Source organism: Rhodoferax sp., from assembly GCF_037143375.1.
Classification (GTDB): domain Bacteria; phylum Pseudomonadota; class Gammaproteobacteria; order Burkholderiales; family Burkholderiaceae_C; genus Rhodoferax.
Window position 1 is genome coordinate 1 of record NZ_JBAWYV010000104.1, and the last position, 11373, is coordinate 11373.

8 protein-coding genes are annotated in these 11373 nt (G+C 60.8%); 5 read left to right on the forward strand and 3 right to left on the reverse strand.

The features are described from left to right. Positions 1–14: 14 nt before the first annotated feature. Entirely contained in the window at positions 15–2891 is a 2877-nt protein-coding gene (gene polA / locus WCG50_RS13860; RefSeq protein WP_336900193.1) for a DNA polymerase I, read from the reverse strand. A 56-nt stretch (positions 2892–2947) separates the two neighbouring features. Between polA and WCG50_RS13865 the strand changes: the two genes are divergently transcribed. The 5 genes from WCG50_RS13865 to WCG50_RS13885 all read left to right on the forward strand — a co-directional run bounded on the left by WCG50_RS13865 (position 2948) and on the right by WCG50_RS13885 (position 7795). Continuing rightward, complete coding sequence (locus WCG50_RS13865) at positions 2948–3244, forward strand: hypothetical protein (protein WP_336900194.1); 297 nt, start codon at positions 2948–2950, stop codon at positions 3242–3244. 3 nt (positions 3245–3247) lie between these two features. Beyond that, the gene (locus tag WCG50_RS13870) at positions 3248–4246 is read left to right on the forward strand and encodes a homoserine kinase (protein ID WP_336900195.1); all 999 of its coding nucleotides are present in this window, start codon (positions 3248–3250) and stop codon (positions 4244–4246) included. Next, the gene (locus WCG50_RS13875) at positions 4243–5034 is read left to right on the forward strand and encodes a BPSS1780 family membrane protein (protein ID WP_336900196.1); all 792 of its coding nucleotides are present in this window, start codon (positions 4243–4245) and stop codon (positions 5032–5034) included. The genes WCG50_RS13870 and WCG50_RS13875 overlap by 4 nt, the downstream gene beginning before the upstream one ends. Positions 5035–5093: 59 nt before the next feature. Beyond that, positions 5094–5672: a hypothetical protein gene (locus tag WCG50_RS13880; RefSeq protein ID WP_336900197.1), complete on the forward strand. Its 579-nt coding sequence runs from the start codon at positions 5094–5096 to the stop codon at positions 5670–5672. A gap of 68 nt (positions 5673–5740) precedes the next feature. Further along, positions 5741–7795 (forward strand): alkaline phosphatase, encoded by a 2055-nt coding sequence (locus WCG50_RS13885; protein ID WP_336900198.1) that lies wholly within the window; start codon positions 5741–5743, stop codon positions 7793–7795. Here the strand turns inward: WCG50_RS13885 and ppsA are convergent. Next, positions 7792–10236: a phosphoenolpyruvate synthase gene (ppsA, locus tag WCG50_RS13890; RefSeq protein WP_336900199.1), complete on the reverse strand. Its 2445-nt coding sequence runs from the start codon at positions 10234–10236 to the stop codon at positions 7792–7794. The two genes, WCG50_RS13885 and ppsA, sit on opposite strands and share 4 nt — an antisense overlap. Positions 10237–10344: 108 nt before the next feature. Further along, on the reverse strand, positions 10345–11373 hold a 1029-nt coding region (locus WCG50_RS13895; RefSeq protein WP_336900200.1), incomplete at its 5' end, for a 3'-5' exonuclease.

The following is an 11373-nucleotide window of genomic DNA, read 5'->3' on the forward strand; positions in this document are numbered from 1 at the left end:
AAAAGGTTTATCTGTCAATGTGCCTTGTCCCAATTGGGGCCCACGCCGACTTCGGCCAGCAGCGGCACTTTGAGGTGCGCTACACCCGCCATCAGACGCGGAATCTCGTGCTTGATCCAGGCTACCTCTGACTCTGGCACCTCAAACACCAGTTCATCGTGCACCTGCATGATGATTTTGGAGCCGCGTTTTTCGTCGTCCAGCACCTGTTGTACCTTGACCATGCTGAGTTTGATCAAGTCGGCAGCCGTGCCTTGCATCGGTGCGTTGATGGCGGCGCGCTCGGCACCGCCGCGGCGCGGGCCATTGGGCGAGTTGATCTCGGGCAGGTACAGGCGCCGGCCAAACACGGTTTCGACATAGCCATTGGCCTTGGCGCTCTGGCGTGTGTGGTCCATGTACAACTTGACGCCAGGATAGCGGTCGAAGTAGCGTGTGATGTAGTTTTTAGCTGCGGTGTTGTCTATATTGAGGGCTTTGGCCAAACCGTAAGCGCTCATGCCGTAAATCAGACCAAAGTTGATGACCTTGGCATAGCGCCGCTGTTCGCTGGTGATGGCGGCGGTGTCCACACCAAAAATCTCGGCGGCGGTGGCGCGGTGCACGTCCATGTTGTCATGAAAAGCCAGCAGCAGCGCGGCGTCGCCACTGATGTGCGCCATGATGCGCAGCTCGATCTGGCTGTAATCGGCACTGGCAATCACACAGCCCGGCGGTGCCACAAACGCCTCGCGCACCCGGCGGCCCTCAACGGTACGCACCGGAATGTTCTGCAAATTGGGGTCGTTGCTGGAGAGGCGCCCGGTCACCGCCACGGCTTGCGCGTAATGGGTGTGAACGCGGCCGGTGCGCGGATGCGCCAACTGCGCCAGCTTGTCGGTGTAGGTGCCCTTGAGCTTGGCCAGGCCGCGGTGCTCCAGAATTTTGGCTGGCAGCGGGTAGTCCTCGGCCAGTTTTTGCAGCACTTCATCGTCGGTGCTGGGTGTGCCGGTGGGGGTTTTCTTGACGATCGGCAGGCCGAGTTTGACGAAGAAAATCTCGCCAATCTGTTTGGGGCTGCTCAGGTTAAAGGGCTGGCCCGCCAACTCATGCGCTTCTTTTTCCAATTGCAGAATGCGGGTGCCCAGTTCATGGCTTTGGGTGGCCAGGGTTGGCGCGTCAATCAGCACGCCGTTTCGCTCGATGCGGTACAGCGCCTCGCTGCTGGCGATTTCAAGCTCATATATATAGAGCAGCTTGGCGTCGGCTTGCAACTGCGGCCACAAAACCCGGTGCACGTCGAGCGTCATGTCGGAGTCTTCACACGAATACTCAGCCGCCTTGGCCACCTCGACCTGATCGAAACAGATCTGATGCGCACCCTTGCCACACAAATCCTCAAAACTGATGCCGCTGCGCCCCAGATGGCGCTCGGCCAAACTGGCCAAACCATGCGGCCGGTGCACTTCCAGCACATAACTTTGCAGCATGGTGTCGTGCGCGTAGCCTTGTACTTCGATGCCGTGGTTGGCGAATACATGGCGGTCGTACTTGATGTGCTGACCGAGCTTTTTATGCGCCGGGTTTTCCAGCCAGGGCTTGAGTTTGACCAACACTTCGTCGCGCGGCAACTGATCGGGCGCATCGGGGTAGTTGTGCGCCAACGGGATGTAAGCCGCCTCGCCAGGGGTCACGCTGAAGCTGACGCCAACAATCTCGGCGCGCATTTCATCAAGCGACGTGGTTTCGGTGTCCACAGCCACCAGATCAGCAGCGAGCACTTTGGCCAACCAAGCGTCAAAGGCATCCCAGGTCAGAACGGTTTCGTAAGCCAAGGAGGAGATGCGCGCCGGGGTGGGCGCTTCCTCCGTTGGCGAGTCGCTGAAGAGGTCGGGTTCATCAAACAGGCCCGGTTCAGCCTTCGATCCGGCATGGGGGTCTGCGCCAGCATGGCTGCGCTTCTTGGACCCGATCCCCATTCCTGAGTCTGCGCCATTTTGAGAATTTGCTGCCGCGCCACCCAGCGTCCGGGCCAAGCCCTTGAACCCATATTTTTCATAAAATACGACTAGAGCCCCCGTATTCATTGCGCCAGTAGCTATTGAATCCATAGCTGGCAAGTCCGGCACCCAGCCATTCAAATCGCAGTCGGTCTTGATGGTAAGTAATTGGCGGCCCATCGGTAGCCAGTCCAGCGACTTTTTCAAGTTCTCGCCGACCACGCCTTTGATGTCATTGGCATGGGCCACCACCGCTTCCAGCGACCCGTATTGCTGCAGCCACTTGGCAGCGGTCTTGGGGCCCACTTTGGGCACGCCGGGTACGTTGTCAATGACATCCCCGACCAGCGTCTGAAAATCCACCATCAGCCGCGCCGGCACACCAAACTCTTCCTCAACACCGGCCAGATCACGGCGTTTGCCGTTCATGGTGTCGATGATGGTGATGTGCTCGTTCACCAGTTGCGCCAAGTCCTTGTCGCCGCTGCTCACAACCACCTCGATGCCCTGCCCGGCTGCAATCACTGCCAGCGTGCCGATCACGTCATCGGCTTCCACGCCTGGCACATCCAGCACTTTCCAGCCCATCAGCCGCACCACTTCATGAATCGGCTCGATCTGGGTCCGCAAGTCGTCCGGCATGGGCGAGCGATGCGCTTTGTACTCGGGGTACAGGTCATCGCGAAAGGTTGGGCCTTTGGCGTCAAAGACACAGGCGGCGTAGTCGGAGGGGTATTCCTTGCGCAATTTCTCCAGCATATTGATGATGATGCGTATGGCACCTGTTTTCTGCACGGTGCCGTCGGGCAAGGTGGCACTCATGGTGTCGCCCCCGGCAAAAAAAGCGCGGTACAGGTAGCTGGAACCATCGACCAGCAGCAAGGTTTTTTTCATTGTTTGGGGCTCATTCATATGCCCATTTTGCCAGTGACAGGTGCCGCGCCAATGTCGCAAACTACAATTCAGGCATGCGTTCTGCCCTCATCCTTATCCTGTCCGTGTCTTGTGCCAGCTTTTGCTGGGCGCAAGCTCCCGCTGCGACTCCGGCCGCGGCCAACTCACCCCCAGCTTCTGCGTCTGGCGCAACCGGTGCGGTCGAAAAACGCACCGAGCGCATTCACATAGAAGATGCCGACTCCAAAATTGATGAGTTGCGCATCGGTGGCGAGACCCAAAGCATCGACGTTCAACCCAAAGGCGGCATGCCGGCTTATCAGGTCGCACCCACCAGCGGTGAGCGCACCTGGAAAATACTGGGTTTTTAAGCCATGGCGGTTTACACAGAAGTCTCTCCCCAAGAGGCGCGGGTCCTCCTGCAGCAACTCAAACTCGGTGAACTCACCAGCCTGAAGGGCTGCTCTGGCGGCATCGAGAACACCAACTACTTCGCCACCACCAAAGTCGAAGAAGAAACCCACGACTACGTGCTGACCCTGTTTGAGCGGCTCACGTTTGAACAACTGCCGTTCTACCTGCGCTTGATGAAGCACCTGGCGCAGCGCGGCATCCCGGTGCCCAACCCGACGGCCAATGCCAAGGGCGATCTGGTGTTTGAGGTCAAAGGCAAACCAGCCGCCGTGGTCAATAAATTACCGGGCAAAAGCGAACTCAACCCGACCCCGGTGCACTGCGCTGCGGTGGGTGCGACGCTGGCCAAAATGCACCTGGAAGGGCGCGATTTTGAACTGTCGCAACCCAATCTGCGCAGCCTGCCTTGGTGGAACGAAACGGTGCCCGTGGTGCTACCGTATTTGGACGAATCCCAAGCGGCCTTGATTCAGAGCGAGTTGGCGTACCAAAACCATGTAGCGGCATCTTCGGCTTATGCCGCCCTGCCCCGCGGTCCGATTCACGCTGACTTGTTCCGCGACAACGTGATGTTTGACACGCTGGACGGCCAACCTCACCTCACCGGCTTTTTTGATTTTTACTTTGCAGGCATCGACACCTGGCTGTTTGACATTGCCGTCACCCTGAACGACTGGTGTGTTGACCTGCCCACCGGCGCCCACCACGCCGAGCGTGCCAACAGTTTCATGGCCGCCTACAGCGCCGTGCGGCCACTGGAGCAAGCTGAGCGTGACTTGCTGCCGGCCATGCTGCGCGCCGGAGCCTTGCGCTTTTGGTTGTCACGGCTGTGGGATGTGTACCTGCCGCGCGAAGCCAGCATGCTACAAGCCCATGACCCCGGCCATTTCGAGCGGGTGTTGCGCGAGCGCGCCACCCACCCGGACCTGCTCAGCACCAGCGGTGGCCTGACTTCATGAATTTGAATCTGCTTCCAGCACGCACTGGCATCGTCTGGGTCAAACTGGGCATTCGGACGTTTTTGAAACAACCATTGGCACTCACCGGCTTGTTTTTCATGTTCATGGCCGTGATGACGATCGCCTCGCAAGTGCCCTACATCGGCTTTGTGCTGGCCATGACGCTGCTGCCGGCTGCGACCCTGGGCCTGATGGCCGCCACGGTTGAGGCCACACAGGGCAAATTCCCCATGCCCCTGGTGTTGCTGGTCGCCTTTCGGGGTGACAAAGCAAAAACCCGTGCCATGCTGGTGCTGGGCGGGTTGTATGCCTTTGGTTTTCTGTTGGCGATGGGCGCGTCTTATCTGGTGGACGGCGGCGACTTTGCCCGCGTTTATCTGGGCGGCGCCACACCCACCCGCGAAATGATGATGGCACCAGAATTTCAAGGCGCCATGTGGGTCTTTATCGGCCTGCACCTGCCTTTGTCGTTGACGTTCTGGCATGCCCCGGCCCTCATTTACTGGCATGACTTCACGCCGCTCAAAAGCCTGTTTTTCAGCGCCGTGGCCTGTCTGCGCAACTTCTGGGCGTTTGCTGTCTTTGGCGTGATGTGGCTTTCGGTGCTGGTGATGGCGGTGGTGCTGGTCACCACGCTGTCCGCCCTGGTAGGCAACCCGGAACTGGCGGGCGACGTGCTGTTTCCTGTGCTGCTACTGATGGCGGCCATGTTTTTCACCTCGCTGTATTTCACGTTTCGCGACACCTTTGAACTCCCGGCTGAAACGGCTGAAAAAACCACGTCATGACACCGTCATAAAGGCTGACTACGCTTGGCAGCATTTACTGCCGCCAGCGCCAGCAAGCCATGACACTCCGTTTTCGACTGCCCTTTAGCACCCACCGCCACGCCAGCCTGACCACGCCACTGCGCGTGCTTCTGGCCACCACGGCCGCGCTCTGGATGGGCGCAGCCCAGCCCCAAGTCATTCAACCCGTTGCCACGCGCCCGGTAACCGAACTGCGGTTTCGTGATTTCTTTCGCTCGCCCATGGGGCCTGCTGGCGTTGAGATCAGCGACAAACTACTGCAATCCGATGGTCAGACCGTGCGCTTGGTGGGCTACATGGTGCAGCAGCAAAACGCGGTGGCCGGGCGCTTCATGCTGACCCCGCGCCCGGTGCAAATGAGCGAAAACGCCGATGGCGATGCCGATGATTTACCCGCCACCACGGTGATGGTTTACCTCGACCCCGGAATGCAAGACTGGGTCGTGCCCTATGTGCGGGGTCTAGTGACAGTGAACGGCCGGCTGAACGTGAGTCGCCATGAAGAAACCGATGGCCGGGTGTCGTGGGTGCGACTGCAACTCGACGCCGACGCCACGCGCAGCATGAACGCTTTTGAACTTGCAGGCTATTTGCACAGCTTGCAGCACCGGCACTGAATCCGCCGCAGGCCTGAATGTGCTCTGCATCTACGCACCCTGATTAATCCATTGACTGAATTCCACCTATGACTACGACTACCGCCCATCGCCCTGCCACTCCGTTGTTGCTGAGCGCCTTGACGCTGGCAATTTTGGCGGCCACGACTGCCCAGGCCGCGCCAGCGGTGAGTCGCCTGACGCCCCCAAGCGAGTTGTTCAGCAGCGGCCAGGCGGCCCCTGTCACCGCGCGTTTTTTGCCCGACCAGCGCTTTGACCTGCAAGCCACCTTGCGCCCTGACGAGGCCGGCAAAAGCATCAGCAGTGCCAGTTTTGCCATCGACGGCAAGGCAGTGGCAGCGCCAGTCGCCCTGCGCGACTGCGCCACCGGCTGCCTGACATCCGTCCCCAAAAACGCCATGTTGGCCACCGTGCGAGCGGTCAGTGTGCGCCAACCGGGCCTGCACACTTTCAGCGTGACTGCCACCCAGAGCGACGGCCAGACCGTCACAGCGCAGGGCAATTTCGAGGTGGTGCCCCTGGTCGCGGGTGGTCAAAAAGTCAAAAACATCATCATCCTGCTGGGCGACGGCATGGGCGCGGCCCAGCGCACGGCGGCGCGCATCGTGGCGGGTGGCTACGCCCAGGGCAAGGTCATCACGCCGCTGGCGATGGACACGTTTCCGGTGAGTGGCATGGTCAAAACCGCCTCGCTCAATTCGGTGGTGACCGACTCCGCGCCTGGCATGACGGCCTATGTCTCAGGCAACAAAAACAACAACAACGAAGAAGGCGTGTTCCCTGACGACACCACCGACCCGTTTGACAACCCACGCATCGAGTACCTGAGCGAGTACCTGCACCGCACGCAGGGCAAAGCGTTGGGACTGGTCACCACCGCCGACGTGTTTGACGCCACGCCCGCCGGCAATGCGGTGCACACCAGCAACCGGGGCGCAGGCACCGGCATCGTCGACCAGTTCTTTGATGACCGCAGTCTCACCGGTCTGACAGTCTTGATGGGCGGTGGTCGCAAGTGGTTTCTGCCTGCCACGGTGCCCGGCTCCGGTCGCGGTGACCGCACCGATTACGCTTTTTCAGGCACCGAGGCGCACACGGCTGACATAGTGAAGCGCTGGGGCGCAGCGCCCGGCCAGCTCGACAAAAACCGCGACCTGCTGGCCGATTTCAAGACCGCAGGCTTTAGCTACGCCGCTGACAAAACCGCCCTCGATACCATTGACCCAGCCAAAACCGAGCGACTGCTGGGCTTGTTTTCGTACTCCAACATGAACGTGGCGCTGGACAAGATTGACGGCCGTCGCGCCAAACAAAAAGGCCAGACTGGCCGCGTGGTGGACGACTACGGTTTCCCCGACCAGCCGATGCTCGACGAAATGGCGACCAAGGCGCTGGCCGTTTTGGAACATCAGAAAAAAGGCTTTGTACTGATGGTCGAAGGCGCATCCATCGACAAACAGGCGCACAACATGGACACCGAGCGCTGGTTGCTCGACACCATCGAATTTGACCGCGCCATCAAGGTCGCGCAGGAGTTTGCCCGCAAGCGTGGCGACACGCTGGTGATCGTGACCGCTGACCACGAATGCTCGGGCGTGGCCCTGATCGGCGGCTCGCTGGTGAGCGACGCCCGCTTGCAAGAACTGGTGCGTGAAGGCGGCAGCGCCAACGTGCGCGACAAAGTGGTGGGCATTTACGAAAAAGCCGGCTTCCCCAAATACCGCATGGCCGCTGACGGCTACCCCGAAACCACCGACATCGACCACCGCCTGCTGGTGGGTTACGGCGCGGGCGTGGACCGCTTTGAAGACTGGCGCAGCAACGCCCTGCCCTTGCAGGACAGCCAGCAACCGTTCGTCAAAACCGAACCGCTGGCAGCCTACCCGGCTGGCCCGATGCTCCGTGACGTAGCCAGCCGCTTTCAAATCACTGGCGCCGTGCCGGGCGACAGCGCCGTGCACACCGCCACCGACATTCCGCTCTCAGCCTTTGGCCCAGGCGCTTGGGCGTTTACCGGTGTACTGGACAACACCGACGTGTTTTTCAAGCTGGCCCAGGCATCGCTCAAAGGTGCTGTGCTGCCTGAAGGCATGGCGGCAGCACCCAGCCACAAGAAACGCTAATTCGCTTTTAAGTCGGGGACACGACCGGGCCGCCCCAGCGCGACCTCAATCGCCTGCACTGCCTGCATCGTGCGCAGCACCCGGTCGGGCGTCAGGCTGATGCTGTCGATGCCCAACTCCACCAAGTAGCGCGCCACCTCAATGTGATCGCTTGGGGCTTGGCCGCAAATGCCGCAATGCCGGTGGTTACGCCGGGCGCCCTCCACCGCCATTTTGAGCATCTTGCGCATGCCGGGGTCTTGCTCGTCAAACGAATCGGCCACGATGGCGCTGTCACGGTCGACCCCGAGCGTGAGCTGCGTGAGGTCGTTGGAGCCAATCGAGAAGCCGTCGAACAATTCAGAAAACTCATCAATCAACAAGACGTTATTGGGGATCTCGCACATCACGTAAACCTCCAACCCGTTCTCGCCGCGCTTCAAACCGTGCTCGGCCATGGCGGCCAGCACGCCGCGCGCTTCTTCCAGGCGGCGGCAAAACGGCACCATCAGCTTCAGGTTGGTAAGCCCCATCACCTCACGCACCCTTTTTAAAGCCGCGCACTCCAGCGCAAAGCCTTCGGCATAAGCCGGGTGGATGTAGCGCGCTGCCCCCCTGAAGCCAATCATCGGGTTTTCTTCGTGCGGCTCAAAGTCGCGCCCGCCCATCAGCGCCGCGTACTCGTTGCTCTTGAAATCGGACAAGCGCACGATCACCGGGCGCGGGTAAAAAGCCGCCGCAATCGTGCCCACGCCTTCGGCCAGCCGCTCAATAAAGTAGCTGGCACCGTCCTTGTAATCGACCGACAGCGCCAGCACCCGCACGCGCTCCGCCACATCGGTGATGCGCTCGGGGTGCAGCACCGCCATCGGGTGCACCTTGATGTGCTCGTTGATGATGAACTCCATGCGCGCCAACCCGACGCCATCGCACGGCATCTGGCTGACCTGAAACGCCAACTCCGGGTTACCCAGGTTGACCATGATCTCGGTGGCCGGGCGCTTCAGATTCGTCAGGTCGCTCACCTGTTTGTGAAAAGCCACCGCGCCTTCGTAGACCTTGCCAACCGCCCCTTCGGCGCACGACACCGTGACCGTCTCGCCGTCGTGCAGCACCTCGCTGGCGTGCTCGGCGCCGACCACCGCCGGAATGCCCAACTCGCGTGCCACGATGGCGGCGTGGCAGGTGCGCCCGCCCCGGTTGGTGACGATGGCGGCCGCCGTTTTCATGACCGGCTCCCAATCGGGCGTGGTGGTATCGGCCACCAAGACCTCGCCGGGCTTGAAGGCCGCCAGATGGTGCGCGTCAGTCACCAGCCGCACGCGCCCAGTCGCCACCTTGGCCCCAACGGCGCGACCCGTCGCACGCAACGGGCCGGTGTCATCCAGCAAAAACTCCTCCAGCAGCAAGGCCGAGCGCTGTGAAATAGCGGTTTCGGGGCGCGCCTGCACGATGAAAATTTCGCCATCAGGCCCGTTCTTGGCCCACTCAATGTCCATGGCCCGGCGCTCACCGGCCAGTCGGCTGTAGTGGTCTTCAATCTTGATGGCGGCATCGGCCAGCACCAGCACATCGGCATCGCTCAAGCAATAGCGCCGCCGGTCGGCCTTGGGTGTCGGACGGTTGATGACGGCCTCGCGCGTGCGGCCTGGGGCATACACCATGCGCACCTGTTTATCACCCAAGGTCTTGCGCAAGACGCTCCGAAAACCTTGCCGGAAGGTGGGCTTGTGCACATAAAACTCATCCGGGTCCACCGTGCCTTGCACCACGTTTTCGCCCAAGCCCCAGGCGCCGGTGATGAACACCACATCCGGGTGGCCGGACTCGGTATCGATGGTGAACATGACCCCGCTGGAAGCCAAATCGCTGCGCACCATCTGCATCACGGCGACTGAGAGGTAGACCTTGAAATGGTCAAAGCCGTTGTCGATGCGGTAGGAAATCGCCCGGTCGGTGAAAAGAGATGCCTGGCAGCGTTTGACCGCGTCAACCAGCATTTCTTCGCCCTGGATGTTGAGGTAGGTTTCGTGCTGACCGGCAAAACTGGCGTTGGGCAGGTCTTCAGCGGTGGCGGAACTGCGCACCGCCACGCTCAAATGTTCGCCACTGGCGGCCTTGAGCGTGCGCCAGGCTTCGCGCAGTTGTTGCTCCACGGCGGCCGGCATGGGAGCACCGTAAACAATCTCACGCGCCCGGGCACCGGCACGCGACAGCGCATCGGTATCGGTCTTGTCCAGCGTGTCGAGCAGGCGGTGCAACTCGGGCCAGGCATCGGCCGCATCAAGCGCCGCGCGGTACGCCACGGCGGTGACGGCAAACCCATCCGGCACCCGCACACCCAGCGGTGTGAGTTGCTGGAACATCTCGCCCAGCGAAGCATTTTTACCCCCCACCAAAGGGATGTCAGTCAGCGAGAGTTCTCGAAACCAGCGGATATAACGGTTGGCAGTGGCAGGCATGGCGATCTCCTCAACGTGGGGTGTTGAGGCGAATCTTCATGCGGGGGTCGCTGCCAGGTGTTGACAGCTGTCAACGCACCGGGGACCCAGCGCGCCGGTTTGATCAGGTCATGGAACTGGCGTGAGCTTGGCCACACTCAGCGCCAGCCACTTGACGCCGTGGCGCGGGAAGTTAATCTGGGCCCGGGCATCGTCGCCCACCCCTTCAAGTGACACCACGGTGCCTTCGCCAAACTTGGCATGGAACACCTTCATGCTCTTGCGCAATCCGTGCGAGGGTGCGGCCTTTTGCTCAGGCACCGGAGCGGGGGCCGCAGCCACCGTGTATTTTGAATAATCAGTGCCAAATTGGCCTCTAGCCCCCGTGTAACCTGCGTGAGTAGCTCCTGAATTAATAGTGGAACCAAAGCCCTGATTTTTAGGCGTGATCCACTTCAAAGCGCTTTCGGGCAACTCGTCATAAAACCGGCTCTTCATGTTGTAGCGGGTTTGGCCGTGCAACATGCGGGTTTGCGAATGGCTCAGGTACAGGCGTTTGCGAGCGCGGGTGATGGCGACGTACATCAGGCGGCGTTCTTCTTCGAGGCCGTCGCGGTCGCTCATCGAGTTTTCGTGCGGAAACAAGCCCTCTTCAATGCCGGTGATAAACACGCAATCAAACTCCAGTCCTTTGCTGGAATGCACGGTCATCAGCTGGATGGCATCCTGCCCGGCCTGCGCCTGGTTGTCGCCCGCCTCCAGCGCGGCGTGGGACAAAAAGGCAGCCAGCGGCGATAGGGTTTCACCCGTTTCATCGGCATCCGGCGCCCGCTCTTCCTGCATCGACTGGCTGAAGTCCAGCCCTTGCGAGGCCGGTGACTGGGTCAAGGCCCGGCCCTGCTCATCCATCGGTTGCGCGCTGGCATCCCGGCCAAAGTTTTCAAGCGACACAAAACTCTGCGCCGCATTCACCAACTCTTCCAGATTCTCCACCCGGTCGGCGCCTTCGCGGTCAGCGGTGTAGTGCGCAATCAGTCCGCTGTGGACCAGCATGCGCTCGACGATCTCGCTCAGCTTCATGCCCTCGGTTTGCTCGCGCAACACGTCAATACCGGCCAAAAAAGCGCCAATATTGGTGCCCGCTTTGCCACCCAGACC